This is a genomic window from Arthrobacter paludis (assembly GCF_056782315.1).
Map to the genome: position 1 here is coordinate 158,290 of NZ_JBXAEW010000002.1, position 14,980 is coordinate 173,269.

At 74.4% G+C, this 14,980-nt stretch carries 12 protein-coding genes; all 12 read left to right on the top strand.

Annotated features, from left to right (window positions below; translation table 11 throughout):
• The first annotated feature begins 25 nt into the window (after positions 1-25).
• The 12 genes from AC1Q5D_RS02230 (at position 26) to AC1Q5D_RS02285 (ending at position 14,953) form a co-directional block, all read left to right on the top strand.
• Positions 26-1,864 (top strand): peptidoglycan D,D-transpeptidase FtsI family protein, encoded by a 1,839-nt coding sequence (locus AC1Q5D_RS02230; RefSeq protein WP_481736928.1) that lies wholly within the window; start codon positions 26-28, stop codon positions 1,862-1,864.
• Positions 1,861-3,450 carry a UDP-N-acetylmuramoyl-L-alanyl-D-glutamate--2,6-diaminopimelate ligase gene (locus tag AC1Q5D_RS02235; protein ID WP_481736929.1) on the top strand — a complete coding sequence of 530 codons (1,590 nt, stop codon included), beginning with the start codon at positions 1,861-1,863 and terminating at the stop codon, positions 3,448-3,450. The genes AC1Q5D_RS02230 and AC1Q5D_RS02235 overlap by 4 nt, the downstream gene beginning before the upstream one ends.
• Entirely contained in the window at positions 3,447-4,892 is a 1,446-nt protein-coding gene (locus tag AC1Q5D_RS02240) for a UDP-N-acetylmuramoyl-tripeptide--D-alanyl-D-alanine ligase (RefSeq protein WP_481736930.1), read from the top strand. Before AC1Q5D_RS02235 ends, AC1Q5D_RS02240 begins: the two co-directional genes overlap by 4 nt.
• Complete coding sequence (mraY, locus tag AC1Q5D_RS02245) at positions 4,889-5,995, top strand: phospho-N-acetylmuramoyl-pentapeptide-transferase (RefSeq protein ID WP_481736931.1); 1,107 nt, start codon at positions 4,889-4,891, stop codon at positions 5,993-5,995. Before AC1Q5D_RS02240 ends, mraY begins: the two co-directional genes overlap by 4 nt.
• On the top strand, positions 5,977-7,542 hold the full coding sequence (gene murD, locus AC1Q5D_RS02250; RefSeq protein ID WP_481736932.1) for a UDP-N-acetylmuramoyl-L-alanine--D-glutamate ligase: 1,566 nt from the start codon (positions 5,977-5,979) through the stop codon (positions 7,540-7,542). Before mraY ends, murD begins: the two co-directional genes overlap by 19 nt.
• 8 nt (positions 7,543-7,550) lie before the next feature.
• Positions 7,551-8,774, top strand: coding sequence for a putative lipid II flippase FtsW (ftsW, locus tag AC1Q5D_RS02255; RefSeq protein WP_481736933.1), 1,224 nt, complete (start codon positions 7,551-7,553; stop codon positions 8,772-8,774).
• 11 nt (positions 8,775-8,785) lie between these two features.
• The gene (gene murG / locus AC1Q5D_RS02260; RefSeq protein WP_481736934.1) at positions 8,786-9,901 is read left to right on the top strand and encodes an undecaprenyldiphospho-muramoylpentapeptide beta-N-acetylglucosaminyltransferase; all 1,116 of its coding nucleotides are present in this window, start codon (positions 8,786-8,788) and stop codon (positions 9,899-9,901) included.
• A 4-nt stretch (positions 9,902-9,905) separates the two neighbouring features.
• Positions 9,906-11,300 carry a UDP-N-acetylmuramate--L-alanine ligase gene (gene murC, locus AC1Q5D_RS02265; protein WP_481736935.1) on the top strand — a complete coding sequence of 465 codons (1,395 nt, stop codon included), beginning with the start codon at positions 9,906-9,908 and terminating at the stop codon, positions 11,298-11,300.
• Positions 11,297-12,043 carry a cell division protein FtsQ/DivIB gene (locus AC1Q5D_RS02270; RefSeq protein ID WP_481736936.1) on the top strand — a complete coding sequence of 249 codons (747 nt, stop codon included), beginning with the start codon at positions 11,297-11,299 and terminating at the stop codon, positions 12,041-12,043. The genes murC and AC1Q5D_RS02270 overlap by 4 nt, the downstream gene beginning before the upstream one ends.
• 174 nt (positions 12,044-12,217) lie before the next feature.
• Positions 12,218-13,474, top strand: a complete 1,257-nt coding sequence (gene ftsZ, locus AC1Q5D_RS02275; protein WP_481736937.1) for a cell division protein FtsZ — start codon at positions 12,218-12,220, stop codon at positions 13,472-13,474.
• 10 nt (positions 13,475-13,484) lie between these two features.
• Entirely contained in the window at positions 13,485-14,195 is a 711-nt protein-coding gene (locus tag AC1Q5D_RS02280; protein ID WP_481736938.1) for a purine nucleoside phosphorylase YfiH/LACC1 family protein, read from the top strand.
• Positions 14,192-14,953, top strand: coding sequence for a YggS family pyridoxal phosphate-dependent enzyme (locus AC1Q5D_RS02285; RefSeq protein ID WP_481736939.1), 762 nt, complete (start codon positions 14,192-14,194; stop codon positions 14,951-14,953). The genes AC1Q5D_RS02280 and AC1Q5D_RS02285 overlap by 4 nt, the downstream gene beginning before the upstream one ends.
• The last annotated feature ends 27 nt before the right edge of the window (positions 14,954-14,980 follow it).

A 14,980-nucleotide genomic window follows, 5' to 3' on the forward strand; every position in this document is an offset into this window, starting at 1 on the left:
AGACCGCGAGGCAAGGACAGGACGCATGGCGAGGAACAGCACGCAGTCGGCGGCGGCGCGCGGAGGCGCGGAGCCGCCCCGGCGACTCCGCGCGGGGCTCGTCATGCTCCTGGCGCTGCTGCTGGTCCTCGGGGGGCGGCTCTTCTACGTCCAGGGCCTCGACCCCGAGGCGGTCGCCCAGGAGGCGGTCGACAACCGCATCCGGGTCCAGACCGTCCTGCCCACCCGCGGCGACATCGTCGACTCCGAGGGCCGGACCCTGGCGACGACCGTCGAGCGGTTCGACCTGGTCATCAACCAGAAACTCGTCAAGGACGAGTTCAAGCGGCGCACGCCCGGCGGGGATCGGGAGACCGTCCGCATCGACCAGGCGGTCAAGCAGCTCGCGGGCGTGCTCGGACAGGACGAGGCCGAGGTCCGCGACGCGGTCCTGGGGAAGCCCGGTGCAGACAAGAAGGGCTACTCCGTGATCGCCTCCGGCGTGACGCCCGAGGTGAAAAAGGAGGCCGACAGGATCGGCATCCCGTGGCTGGCCAGCGAGCAGAAGATGGAGCGCAGCTACCCGCTGGGCCCCGTCGCCGGGCCCGTGCTCGGCTTCCTCAGCGCCGAGAACCTCGCCACGTCGGGGCTCGAGACCGGTGCGGAGGGCCTCGAGCTGGCGCACGAGGACAAGCTGCGCGGCACGCCCGGGAAGAAGACGTACGAGGTCGGCGCCGACGGCGTGCGCATCCCGATGGCCACCATGCAGGAGCAGGAGGCCGTCGACGGACGAAGCATCCGGCTGACCATCAACAGCGACATCCAGTGGGCCGCCCAGGAGGCGGTCAGGGCCAAGCAGGAGCAGTTCAACGCGCAGTGGGTCAACGCCGTCGTCATCGAGATGAAGACCGGCAAGATCCGCGCGCTGGCCGACTCCACGAGCGTCGACCCCAACCAGCCGGGCGAGACGCCCGCGGAGTTCCGCACCTCCACGACCGTGACGCAGGCGTTCGAGCCGGGTTCGACCGGCAAGCTCGCCACCTTCGCCGCGGCCCTGGAGGAGGGCGTCGTCGAGCCGACCGAGAAGTTCAAGGTCCCGCACTTCTACGAGGTCCAGAACGAGGTCATCAACGACTCCCTCGACCACGGGACGTACCCGATGACCGCGGCCGGCATCTTCGCGCGCTCCTACAACACGGGCACGGTCATGATCGGCGACCGCATGGACAACGGGACCCGCCACTCCTGGCTGGAGAAGTTCGGCATCGGCCAGCCCATCGACATCGGCCTGCCGCTGAACCAGGGCATCCTCGCCGATCCGGAGGCCTGGGACCGGCGCCAGCAGTTCACCACGATGTTCGGCCAGGGCTACACGCAGACCGCGCTGCACACGGCCAAGGTCTTCCAGGGGATCGGCAACCGCGGCCTCCAGGTGGAGCCGACCCTCATCGAGGCCTTCGTCGACGCCGACGGGACCGAGCGCCCGGTCGCGACGCCCGAGCCGAAGCGCGTCGTCTCCCGCGAGACCTCCGAGCAGATGCGGCGCATGATGGAGACCGTCGTCACCGACGGCACGGGCCAGGGGGCCGCGCTGGAGAGCTACCGCGTAGGCGGCAAGACCGGCACCGGACAGGCCGCGGGGCCCAACGGCGGATACGATGGGTACACCAGCTCCTTCGCCGGCATGGCCCCGATCGAGGACCCCCAGTACCTCGTCGTCGTGACCATGCACCGCCCCCAGGGCAACTGGAAAAGCTGGAGCGTCCTCGACACCTTCAAGCGGATCATGAGCCAGACCCTGAACACGTACAACGTCCCGCCCTCCAGCACCGAGCCGAACCCGTACAAGGTCTTCGTCGGCGAGAAGCAGAAGTACGCGTGGTGAGCAAGCCCTCGCCCCGCGACCTCGAGCGCGGCTTCCGTCCCCCCTCCGTGCCCGGGGCGCCCCTCGGCGCCCTGGTCGACGCCGCCGGGCCCGGTGCCCGGCTCGAGGGCGATCCGGCCGCGGCCGTCGGCGGCGTGGCCATGGACTCCCGGAGCGTCCTGCCCGGGGACCTGTACGCCGCCGTGCCCGGCGCGCGCAGCCACGGCGCCGACTTCGCCGCCCGGGCCGCGGCCGACGGCGCCGCCGCGCTGCTCAGCGACGACTCCGGCGCGGCGCGCTGCCGGGCCACCGGCCTGCCCGTGCTGCTCGTGCCCGACGTGCGCGCCGCCGTCGGGCCCCTCGCCGCGGCCGTCTACGGCACGGACCGGCGGATCCCCGAGCTGTTCGGCGTGACCGGGACCAACGGCAAGACGACGACGACGTACCTGGTCCGCTCGCTGCTGTCCGCGCTCGGGCGCACCAGCGGCCTGATCGGAACGATCGAGATCGCGGCCGGGGACGTCCCGGTGCCGAGCGTGCTGACGACCCCCGAGGCGCCCCAGCTGCACGGGCTGCTCGCGCGCATGCGCGACGCCGGCATCGGCGCGGCAGCCATGGAGGTCTCGTCCCACTCCATCGACTACCGGCGCATCGGCGGCCTCCGCTTCGGGACCGTCGGCTTCACCAACCTCACCCAGGACCACCTGGACCTCCACGGGACGATGGAGGAGTACTTCGCGACGAAGGCGCGGCTCTTCGCGGCCGGCCGCGCCGCCCGCGGCGTCGCGATCGCCGACGACGAGTGGGGGCGGCGGCTCGCCGCCGAGTCCGGCGTGCCGACGTGGACGCTGCGGACGACGGCGGAGCCCGGACCCGACGCGGACTGGCGCGTCGAGGACCTCGCCCCCGAGGGCCTGGGCCACCGGTTCACGCTCGCCGGCCCCGGCGGGGAGCGGCTGCGTGCGCGCATCGGCCTGCCGGGCCTCTTCAACGTCGCCAACGCCGCCCTGGCGACCGTCATGGTCCGCGCCTCGGGCGTGCCCGCCGACGCCCTGCAGCGTGCGCTGGACGCGGACGCCCTCACCGTGTCCGTCCCCGGCCGCATGCAGGTCGTCTCCACGCGGCCGGCCGCCGTCGTCGACTTCGCCCACAACCCGGACGCGCTCGCGCTGGCGCTCGACGCCGTCGCCCCGGCCACCGCGGCCGGCCGCACGATCGTCGTCTTCGGCGCCACGGGGGACCGGGACGCGACCAAGCGACCGGTCATGGGGGAGGTCGCCGCCCGACACGCCGACGTGGTCATCGTCACCGACGACGATCCGCACGGGGAGGAACCGGCGGGAATCCGGGCCTCGGTCCTGGCCGGCGCCCGCGCCGCCATCGCCGCCGGCGCCCGCGCCACCGACGCGCTGGAGTCGGCCCCGCGGGCCGCCGCCATCGCCCTGGCCGCCGGAATGGCCGGGCCCGAGGACACCATCCTCGTCGCCGGCCGGGGCCACGAAACCGTCCAGGAGATCGCCGGGGTCGACCACGCCCTCGACGACCGCGTGGAGCTCGCCCGCGCCCTCGCGGGCGCCGGACACGGAGTAGAGTCCATCAAGCCATGATTGAACTGAGCACAGCCGACATCGCAGCCATCACGGGCGGCCGGCCCACCGCGACAGCGGATCCCGGGGCCCGCATCGCCGGCGTCGCCACCGACTCCCGGGAGGCCGGCCCGGGGTGGCTCTTTGTCGCCAAACCCGGCGAGAAGACCGACGGGCACCTCCACATCGGCGACGCGCTGGGCGCGGGCGCCGTCCTCGCGCTGGCCGAGCGCGAGACGACCGACGCCTCCGGCGCGACGCACCCCGCGGTCATCGTCGACGACGCCGTCGAGGCCATGGGCCGGCTGGCGGCGCACGTGGTGCGGACGCTGCGGGCCGGGGGGCTGCGCGTCGTCGGCATCACCGGTTCCGCCGGCAAGACCACGACCAAGGACCTGCTCGCCGCGGTCCTCGCCACCGCGGGGCCCACGATCGCGCCCGTGGGCTCGTACAACGGCGAGGTCGGCGTCCCGCTGACCGTGTTCCGGGCGGACGCGTCCACCCGGTTCCTCGTCGTCGAGATGGGGGCCACGGGGATCGGCCACATCGACTACCTGGCCCGCATGGTGGAGCCCGAGGTCGGCGTCGTTCTCTGTGTCGGCAGCGCCCACGCCGGCGAGTTCGGCGGCGTGGAGAACATCGCCCGCGCCAAGGGCGAACTCGTCGAGGCCCTGCCCGCGAGCGGGACCGCGGTCCTGAACCTCGACGACCCGCGCGTCGCCGCGATGGCCGGGCGCACGGACGCGACCGTGCTCGGGTTCGGTACCGGCGGCGGCCCCGCCGTCGCCGCCGAGGGGCTCGAGACGGACGCCGCCGGCCACCCGCACCTGGTGCTCCGCTTCCCCGACGGCTCCCGGCACGAGGTCCGCAGCGGCCTCATCGGGCGCCACCACGCGGCCAACATCCTCGCCGCCGCGGCGGCCGCCTACGCGCTGGGCCTGGAGCCGGCGGCCATCGCGGCCACGCTCACCGGCCAGGGCCCGGCCAGCCGCTGGCGCATGGAGCGCACCGAACGCCCCGACGGGGTCAGCGTCATCAACGACGCCTACAACGCCAACCCCGAGTCCATGCGGGCGGCGCTGCGCACCCTCGCCGAGCTCGGGCTGCCCGGACCGGACGGGACCGCCCGCCGGACGTGGGCCGTGCTCGGGGAGATGCTCGAGCTCGGCGACGACTCGCTCGAGGAGCACGACACGCTCGGGCGCCTGGCCGTCCGGATGAACATCAAGAAGCTGCTCGTCGTCGGCCCCGGGGCCAAGCCGGCCTACAACGCCGCAGTGCTCGAGGGCAGCTGGGGCGAGGAGGCCGCGTACGCCGAGACCCCCGAGGAGGCCGAGCGCCTGCTGGCCGCCGGACTGCGCCCCGGGGACATCGTCCTGTTCAAGTCCTCCAACGGGGCCGGGCTGCGGCACCTGGGGGACCGGATCGCCCGTGCGGCCGCGGGAGAGGAGACCGCGCAGTGATCGCCCTGATCCTGGGCGCCGGCATGGCGCTCGTCATCACGCTCGCCGGCACGCCCGCGTTCATCCGGCTGCTGCGCGCACGCAGCTACGGCCAGTTCGTCCGCGACGACGGCCCCACGACGCACCACACCAAGCGCGGCACGCCCACCATGGGCGGCACCATGATCGTGCTCGCGGTGATCGTCGCGTACTTCGCCACCCACGGGATCGTCGGGCTGCTCTCCGACCGCGCCGCCGGCCCCACGGCCAGCGGGCTGATCCTGCTGTTCCTCATGGCGGGCATGGGACTGGTCGGGTTCCTCGACGACTTCATCAAGATCTCCAAGCAGCGCAGCCTCGGCCTGCGGGCCTGGCAGAAGATCGTGCTGCAGGCCGCCGTCGGCATCTCCTTCGCCGTGCTGGCCCTGCAGTTCCCCAACGCGCGGGGCCTGACGCCCGCCTCCACCAGCATCTCGTTCATCCGCGACACCGCCCTCGACCTCGCGTTCGCCGGCCCCATCGTCGGGGCGCTGCTGTTCGTCCTCTGGTCCAACCTGATCGTCACCGCCACGACGAACGGCGTGAACCTCACCGACGGCCTCGACGGGCTGGCCTCCGGCGCCGCGATCATGGTCTCCGGCGCGTACACGATCATGGGCATCTGGCAGTACAACCAGGCCTGCGGCTCCGCCCGGTCCATCGGCACGGTCTGCTACACGGTGCGCGACCCCATGGACCTGGCGCTGCTGGGCGCGATCCTCTCCGGCGCCCTCGTCGGGTTCCTGTGGTGGAACACGTCCCCGGCCCGGATCTTCATGGGCGACACCGGCTCGCTCGCGATCGGCGGCGCGATCGCCGGGTTCGCGATCCTCTCCCGCACCGAGCTGCTGCTCGTCGTGCTGGCCGGCCTGTTCGTGCTGATCTCGCTGTCCGTGATCATCCAGGTCGGGTTCTTCAAGCTCTCCGGCGGCAAGCGCGTGTTCCTCATGGCGCCCCTCCAGCACCACTTCGAACTCAAGGGCTGGGACGAGGTGACGGTCGTCGTGCGGTTCTGGATCATCGCCGGACTCTGCGTGGCCGCCGCGCTGGGCATCTTCTACGCCGAATGGGTGGTCGGCCTGTGAGTGCGCCCCTGGACGAACTGACCAGCTGGGACGCCGACTGGGCCGGGCTGCGCGTCGTCGTCGCCGGGCTGGGCCTGTCCGGCTTCTCCGCCGCCGACACGCTCGCCGAGCTCGGCGCCCGCGTGGTGCTCGTGGACGGCCGCGACACCGAGGAGAACCGCCAGCGCGCGGACACGCTGCGCATCGTCGGCGTCGCCGACGTGCTGCTCGGCGACGGGGCCGCCGACGCGCTGCCCGACGTCGACGGGTCCGCCCCGCAGCTCGTCGTCGCCTCGCCGGGCTGGAGCCCCCGGCAGCCCCTGCTCGCGGAGGCCGCCGCGCGCGGCGTGCCCGTCTGGGGCGACGTCGAACTCGCCTGGCGGGTGCGCGAGCGGGCCGGGCGCAAGACCGCCGAATGGCTGTGCATCACCGGGACCAACGGCAAGACGACCACCGTGGGCATGGCCGAGTCCATGCTCCGCGCGGCCGGGCTGCGCGCCATCGCCGCCGGGAACGTCGGGACCCCGATCCTGGACGCCGTCCGCGACCCGCAGGGCTACGACGCCATCGCCGTCGAGCTCTCCAGCTTCCAACTCCACTACACCCACACGGTCTCCCCGCTGGCGTCCGTCGTCCTCAACGTCGCGGAGGACCACGTCGACTGGCACGGTTCGCTCGCCGAGTACTACGCCGCGAAGGCGCGCATCTACGAGCGCACGCGCGTGGCCGCCGTGTACAACGCGGACCAGCGCGAAACCGAGCGCATGGTCGAGGAGGCCGACGTCGTGGAGGGCTGCCGGGCCATCGGGTTCACCACGAACGTCCCGGCGCGCAGCATGCTCGGCGTCGTCGAGGGGCTGCTCGTGGACCGGGCCTACATCGCGGAGCGGGCCACCTCGGCCGCCGAGCTCGCCGCCGTCGCCGACGTCGCGGAGGTCCCGGCGCGCCACACTGTGGCCAACGCCCTGGCGGCCGCCGCGCTCGTGCGGGCCTACGGGGTCGAGCCGGCCGCCGTGCGGCAGGGCCTGGCCGACTACGAGCCCGGCGGCCACCGCATCCAGGCCGTGGCCCGCCGCGACGACGTGCTGTGGATCAACGACTCCAAGGCCACCAACCCGCACGCGGCCGACGCGTCCCTGGCCGCGTTCTCCTCGGTCGTGTGGATCGCCGGGGGCCTGTCCAAGGGCGTCGACTACGGGGAGCTCGTCGCCGCGCACGCGCACCGGCTGCGCGCCGTGGTGCTCATCGGCACGGACAGCAGCGGGCTGCGCGAGGCAATGCGGCGACACGCGCCCGACGTGCCGGTGATCGAACCGGGGGTGCGGGACACTGGAGACGCAGCGGGCGCCGCAAGGGGCCCGGCCGTCATGGAGGGGGCCGTCGCCGCGGCCGGGGACGTGGCCCGGGCGGGGGACACCGTCCTCATGGCACCGGCCGCCGCCTCGATGGACCAGTTCGACTCCTACGCCGACCGCGGCAACGCCTTCATCGCGGCGGTCGCCCGCCGGATGGGCCAGGACCCCGCCGCCGAGACCACCACCGACCCGAACGCAGGCCAGCAGACCTAGGAGGCGCCGTGGCAGCCCCCACACGATCCCCCCGCGGTGGCACCGCGGCGGCCGGGGGCCGGCCACGCGGCCTGTCCAGGCTCTGGGCGCTCGTCGAGGGCGGGGGCCGCGGGACGACGTCCTACTACATGATCCTGGGCTCGTCCGTCGCGCTGACGCTCATCGGCCTGCTCATGGTCCTGTCCTCCTCGGCCGTGGAGGCCATTTCCAAGGAGACCTCGGGCTACGAGCTGTTCGCCAAGCAGGGCGTCTGGGCGCTGGCCGGATTCGCGCTCATGCTCGCGATGGCCCGGATGCCGGTGCGGCGGCTGCGGCGCCTGGCCTGGACGGGCTACGTGCTCGCCGTCGTGCTGCTGGCACTCGTCTTCACGCCCCTGGGCATCGAGGTCTACGGCAACCGCAACTGGATCGGCGTGGGCGGCTTCACCGCCCAGCCGTCCGAGGCGGCCAAGCTGGCCCTCGCCGTCTGGGCCGGGCACGTGCTCGCGACCAAGGCGCACCTGATGAACCGCACCTCCCACGTCATCGTGCCCGTGCTGTTCCCGCTCGGCTTCCTCGTCCTCGGCGCGGTCATGGCCGGCCGCGACCTCGGGACGGCGATCATCCTCGGCATGATCCTGGTCACCGCGCTCTTCCTCGCCGGTGCCCGGACCCGCCTCTTCGCCGTCGCCGCGGGCGCCGCCGCCATCGGCGCGGTCGCCATGATCGCGATCTCCGGAAACCGCATGACCCGCATCAGCGCGTGGCTGCGCCTGAACTGCGAGACCGAGCCCGGGGCCTGCTACCAGTCCACCCAGGGCCTGTACGCGCTCGCCTCGGGCGGCTGGTGGGGCGTCGGCCTGGGCCAGTCCCGCCAGAAATGGAACTACATCCCCGAGGCGGAGAACGACTTCATCTTCGCCATCATCGGCGAGGAGCTCGGGCTCCTCGGCACCACCGTGGTCGTCGCGCTGTTCGCCCTGCTCGCCGTCGCGATGTACCGGGTCGCCGCCCGCCACGACGACCGCTTCGTCCGCATCGCCACCGGCGGCATCATGGCCTGGGTGGTGGGCCAGGCCTTCATCAACATGGGCATGGTGACCGGACTGCTGCCCGTCGTCGGCGTCCCGCTCCCGTTCATCTCCTATGGCGGCTCCGCCCTGACCTTCACGCTCATGGCGGTCGGAGTCGTGCTGGGGTTCGCCCGCCAGGAAAACGTCCCCGACCAGGGCGCGGCCGCGCCCTCCGCGTAGAAGGAAACCCGATGACCCCAGGCCCCTCGATCGTGCTCGCCGGCGGAGGCACCACCGGCCACGTTGCCCCGCTGTTGGCCATGGCGGACGAGCTCGCCCGCCGGGTCCCCGGCGTCCGGCTCACCGCCGTCGGCACCGAGACCGGCCTGGAGACCCGGCTGGTCCCCGAGGCCGGGCTCCCGCTGCGCACGATCGGCCGGGTGCCCATGCCGCGGCGCCCGAACGCGGACCTCCTGCGCCTGCCGGGCCGCTTCGCGCGCGCCATCGGCGAAGCCGGCCGGATCCTCGACGAGGCCGGCGCCGACGCCGTCGTGGGGGTCGGCGGCTACGTCTGCACCCCCGTCTACCTGGCCGCCCGCCGCCGGCGCATCCCCGTCGTCGTCCACGAGGCCAACGCGCGCGCGGGGCTGGCCAACAAGGTGGGCGCGCGGTTCGCCGCGCGCGTCGCCACCGTCTTCGAGGGCACCGGGCTGCCCCGGGCCGAGGTCGTGGGCCTGCCGATGCGCCGCGGCATCGAGACCCTGGACCGCGCCGCGGCGCGGGCCGGCGCGCGTGCCGGGTTCGGCCTCGACCCCGACCTGCCCACGCTGGTCGTCACCGGGGGCTCCTCCGGGGCGGCGTCCATCAACGACACGGTCGCGGCGTGCGTGCCGGAGCTCGCGCGCGACGGCGGCGTCCAGGTCCTGCACGTCACCGGCCGGGGCAAGGCCGTCCTCGACGCCTCCGGCGTCCCGCTCGAGGCCCCGGGCTACCGGCAGGTCGAGTACGTCGACGGGATGGAGCGCGCGTACGCCGCGGCGGACCTCATCGTGGCCCGCTCCGGGGCCGGCACGGTCTGCGAACTCGCGGCCGTGGGGCTGCCCTCCATCCTCGTGCCGCTGCCCGTCGGCAACGGCGAGCAGCGCCGGAACGCCCAGCCGCTGGCCCGGGCCGGGGGAGCGGTGCTCGTGGACAACGCCGACTTCACGCCCGTCTGGTTCGCCGGTCACGTCCTGCCGCTGCTGCGCAACGCCCCGAAGCTCGCCCGGATGTCGGAGGCCGCCGCGCGGCTGGGCCACCCGGACGCGGCGGGCACCATGGCGCGGATGATCCTGTCCGCGGCGGGGCACGAGGGCGTGGGAAGCTAGGACCATGCACCAGATCCCCTCCCTGAGCAGCCTCGGCCGCGTCCACCTGCTGGGCATCGGCGGGGTCGGCGTCTCCGGCGTCGCCCGCCTCCTGCTGGCCCACGGGCTGGCCGTCTCCGGCACCGACGCCAAGGACCTGCCCGTCCTGCGCGAGCTCGCCGCGCTCGGCGCGCGCACCGCCGTCGGCTACGACGCCGCGAACCTGACCGACGCGGACACCGTCGTCGTCTCCTCCGTCATCCGGCCCGGCAACCCCGAGTACGACGAGGCCGTCCGGCGCGGGCTGCGGATCCTGCACCGGTCCGAGGCCCTCGCCGCCGCCATGGAGGGCCACCACGCGATCGCCGTCGCGGGCACGCACGGCAAGACGACGACGACGTCGCTGGCCGCCGTGATGCTCCGCCACGCCGGGGCCTCGCCGTCGTTCGCCGTCGGGGCCACCATCCCGCAGTTGGGCACCAACGCGGAACTGGGCTCCGGGCGCGTGTTCGTGGCCGAGGCGGACGAGTCCGACGCGTCGTTCCTCAACTACCGCCCGCATGCCGCGATCGTCACGAACGTCGAGGCCGACCACCTGGACCACTATGGGACGGCCGAGGCCGTCCACGACGCGTTCCGCCGCTTCGCCGCGCACCTGCCCGCCGACGGGCTGCTCGTGGCCTGCGCCGACGACCCCGGGGCCGCCGCCCTGGCCGCGCGCCTGCGCACCGAGCGGCCCGGCCTGCGGGTGCAGACCTACGGGTTCTCCGAGGGCGCCGACCGGCGCCTGACGGACGCGACCGAGACGGCCCGCGGCGCGGCCTGCACCCTGGAGTGGGGGAGCGGCGAGTCCGTCCGGCTGGAGCTCGCCGTGCCCGGGCGCCACAACCTGCTCAATGCGGCCGCCGCGTTCGGCGTCGGCCTGGACTGCGGGCTCGCCCCCGGGGACGCCGCCGCCGGCCTGGCCTCCTTCACGGGGGCGGCGCGCCGCTTCGAGTACCGCGGCGAGGCCGCCGGCGTGCGCGTGTACGACGACTACGCGCACCACCCGACCGAGGTGCTGGCCGCCCTGCGGGCCGCGCGCGGCGTCGCCGGGGACGGGCGCGTCCACGTCCTGTTCCAGCCGCACCTGTTCTCCCGCACCCGGGACTTCCACCGCGCCTTCGCCGACGCGCTCTCGCTGGCGGACACGGCGCTCGTCCTGGACGTCTACCCGGCCCGCGAGGAACCGATCCCCGGCGTGTCGAGCCGGCTGATCACTGACGCGCTGAACACCGCCGGCGGTCCCGCCGAGGCCGCCACGGCGCCGGCCGCCCTGGCCGCCGCGGCGACCGCGGGAGACATCGTCATGACCATCGGCGCCGGAGACGTCACGGCCCTGGGCGGGGACATCGTGGCCGCCCTGGGGGAGCGCGCGTGACCCAGACGGAGCCGCGCCACAACGTCGTCGAGCTGCCGGAGGCGCCCGCGCGGCGCACGCGCCGCCGCGTCCTGTGGTGGGCCGGGGGCGTCCTGGCCGCGATCGTCGTCCTGGTCTGCGTGCTGCTGTACTCGCCGCTGCTCGCCATCAAGACCATCGCCGTGGACGGCAACCGGCTGGCCCCGACCGCCGAGATCACCAGGTCCCTGCGCCCGCTGCTCGGGGTGCCGCTGCCGCAGGTCGGCCCGGCCCGGGTCGAGCGGCTGCTGGCGGACCAGCCGGCCATCGAGGCCGTCGTCGTCCAGGCGGAGACCCCCTCGACCCTGCACGTGCGCATCACCGAGCGCAACCCGGTCGCGGTCCTGAAGCGCGGCGGGACGTTCGCGCTCATCGACGGCGAGGGCCGCCGGCTGTCCACCCTCAAGAAGCGCGGCGACGCCAAGCTGCCACTGGTCGACGCCGCGGCCCTCGGGGGAGGGCAGGACGTCCTGGCCACCGTCACGGCCGTGCTGGACAGCCTGCCGCAGAGCGTCCTGTCCCGGCTGGAGAGCGCCGGGGCGAAGACCGTGGACTCCGTCGAGCTGAAGCTGACGGACGGGCGCAGCGTGCTGTGGGGCAACGCGGAGCGCAGCGCGGACAAGGCGGCCGTGCTCGAGGCCCTGCTCGGGGTCAAGCCGCCCGAGGGCCAGCCGGCACCGAAGACCATCGACGTGACGAGCCCCGACCAGCCCGTCACGCGGTGAGCGCCCGACGCAATGCGGCGACACGCGGCACCGGTCGTTGCATGGGTCCACGGCACCCAATAGCGTCATCACCAGTGGCAGTTACTTGACATAACACTAACCCTCAAGCTGAAGGTTAAGGTTAGTCGGTTGAAGCCTTCCAGACCCAGCAGCACATCGAACAAGGGACACAGCGTGGCAGCACCACAGAACTACCTGGCCGTCATCAAGGTCGTCGGCATCGGCGGCGGTGGCGTCAACGCCGTCAACCGGATGATCGAGGTCGGACTCCGCGGCGTGGAATTCATCGCGATCAACACCGACGCCCAGGCGCTGCTCATGAGCGACGCGGACGTCAAGCTCGATGTGGGCCGCGAGCTGACCCGCGGCCTCGGCGCCGGCGCGAACCCCGAGGTCGGCCGCCAGGCCGCCGAGGACCACGCCGAGGAGATCGAGGAGGTCCTGCGCGGGGCCGACATGGTCTTCGTGACCGCCGGCGAAGGAGGCGGCACCGGCACCGGCGGCGCGCCCGTCGTCGCCCGCATCGCCCGCTCGCTGGGGGCCCTGACCATCGGCGTCGTCACGCGCCCGTTCACGTTCGAGGGCCGGCGCCGCGCCAACTCCGCCGAGTCCGGCATCGACTCGCTGCGCGACGAGGTCGACACGCTGATCGTCATCCCGAACGACCGGCTGCTGTCCATCAGCGACCGCAACGTCTCCGTGCTCGACGCGTTCCGTTCCGCCGACCAGGTGCTGCTGTCCGGCGTCCAGGGCATCACCGACCTGATCACCACGCCAGGCCTGATCAACCTCGACTTCGCCGACGTGAAGTCCGTGATGCAGGGCGCCGGCTCGGCGCTCATGGGCATCGGATCGGCCCGCGGCGAGGACCGCGCCGTCAAGGCCGCCGAGCTGGCGATCGCGTCCCCGCTGCTGGAGGCCTCCATCGACGGCGCCCACGGCGTGCTGCTCTCCATCCAGGGCGGCTCGGACCTGGGGCTGTTCGAGATCAACGAGGCCGCGCGCCTGGTCCAGGAGGTCGCCCACCCGGAGGCCAACATCATCTTCGGCGCCGTGATCGACGACGCGCTGGGCGACGAGGCCCGCGTGACCGTGATCGCGGCCGGCTTCGACCAGGTCGACGTCACCTCCGCGCCCGCCGGCGGCCAGCAGTCCCGCCCGCAGGCCGCCCCCGCCCCGGCCGCCGTGCCGGGCACCGTCCCGGCGTCCGTGCCGGGCACGGTCCCGGCGGCGTCCGTCCCGGGCACCATGCCGCTCAAGCCCTCGCAGCAGGCCCCGCAGGCGTCCGCCTCGGCGCAGTCCGCGCCGGAGGCCGGCCAGCCCCGCCGCCAGGACGGGTTCGAGGAGCTGCCCGCCGTGGTCGAGCACGACGACCTCGGCGGCGGCGGCGGAAGCCACGACGACCTGGACGTCCCGGACTTCCTGAAGTAGGTCCGCGGCGGTGTTGACCCACGACGCGGCCGGGCTCGGCGTGCGGGTGGCCTTCACCGGCGTGGCCGAGGGGAACCTCGCGCTGCACGTCGGCGACGACCCCGCCGCCGTGGCCCGGCGGCGGGAGGCGCTCGAGGCGCGGCTCGGCGTCCCGGCCGGTGGGCTCAGGTTCATGGACCAGGTCCATTCGGCCACCGTCCACACGGTGGGCGGGGAGGACGACGGCGGCGCCCCGACCGCCGACGCCCTGGTGAGCCCCGATGGCCGCGAGGCCCTCGCCGTGATGGTCGCCGACTGCGTGCCCGTGGTGCTGGCCGCGCGGACACCCCGCGGCACCGCCACGGCCGTGGCCCACGCCGGCCGGCGAGGGCTCCTGGACGGGATCCTCGGGGCGACGCTGGACCGGCTCGAGGCCGCCGGCGGAACGGACGTGCGCGCCTGGATCGGTCCGGCCGTCTGCGGCGCGTGCTACGAGGTCCCGGAGGAGCTCGCCGCGGAGGCCGAGGCGCGGGTGCCGGGGATCCGGACCCGCACGCGCGCCGGCACGCCCGCGCTGGACCTCACCGGGGCCGCCGCGCGGCTGCTCGCCGACCGGGGCGCCGCCGTCGTGCCCTCCCCGGCCTGCACCCTCGAGGACCCGGACTACTACTCGCACCGCCGCGACCCCGCCTCCGGCCGGTTCGCGGGCGTGGTCCACCCGTGGACGGGGGACGCCGCATGAGCGCCCCGGACACCGGCAGGCGCGAGGACCTCGCCGTCCGGCTGGACGCCGTGCGCGCCCGCATCGAGGCCGCCACCGCGGCCGCGGGACGCGGCGACGCGCCCGAGCTGATCGTCGTCACGAAGTTCTTCCCCGCCTCCGACGTGGCCCTGCTGCACGGGCTCGGGGTCCGCGCCGTCGGCGAGAACCGCGACCAGGAGGCGGCCGCGAAGGCCGCCGACCTGGCCGGGCTGGACCTGGAGTGGCACTTCATCGGCCAGCTCCAGACGAACAAAGCCAAGTCCGTGGTCCGGTACGCCAGCCACGTCCACTCGGTCGACCGGCCGCAACTCGCCACGGCACTCGAGAAGGCCATGGTGCGCGAGGACGCCCGGCGCGCCGAGGCCGGCGACCCCGAGCGCCCCGCGCTGCGCTGCCTCGTGCAGGTCGACCTGCGGGACGACCCCGGTGCGGAGCCCGAGGCCGGGGTCGGCCGCGGCGGGACCGCCCCCGCGGACGTGCCCGCCCTCGCCGACGCCATCGCCGGCGCGTCGCGCCTGGAGCTGGCCGGTCTGATGGCCGTCGCCCCGCTCGGCGCGGACCCCGCCGCCGCGTTCGCCCGCCTCATGGACGTCGCCGCCCGGACGGCGGCCGCGCACCCCCGGGCCACCATGGTTTCCGCGGGCATGAGCGGGGACCTCGAGGCCGCCGTCGCCGCCGGCGCGACACACCTGCGTGTCGGTTCCGATGTGCTCGGTCCCCGTCCGGCGGTGCGGTAGCGTCGAAGTGGCGGAAGCCAGCGGACC

What these genes read in the sequence shown, in the direction of transcription:
- AC1Q5D_RS02230 (WP_481736928.1), top strand. Translation starts at nt 26, where the DNA reads ATGGCGAGGAACAGCACGCAGTCGGCGGCGGCGCGCGGAGGCGCGGAG.
- AC1Q5D_RS02240 (WP_481736930.1), top strand. Translation starts at nt 3,447, where the DNA reads ATGATTGAACTGAGCACAGCCGACATCGCAGCCATCACGGGCGGCCGG.
- murD (WP_481736932.1), top strand. Translation starts at nt 5,977, where the DNA reads ATGGGTGGTCGGCCTGTGAGTGCGCCCCTGGACGAACTGACCAGCTGG.
- murG (WP_481736934.1), top strand. Translation starts at nt 8,786, where the DNA reads ATGACCCCAGGCCCCTCGATCGTGCTCGCCGGCGGAGGCACCACCGGC.
- murC (WP_481736935.1), top strand. Translation starts at nt 9,906, where the DNA reads ATGCACCAGATCCCCTCCCTGAGCAGCCTCGGCCGCGTCCACCTGCTG.
- AC1Q5D_RS02285 (WP_481736939.1), top strand. Translation starts at nt 14,192, where the DNA reads ATGAGCGCCCCGGACACCGGCAGGCGCGAGGACCTCGCCGTCCGGCTG.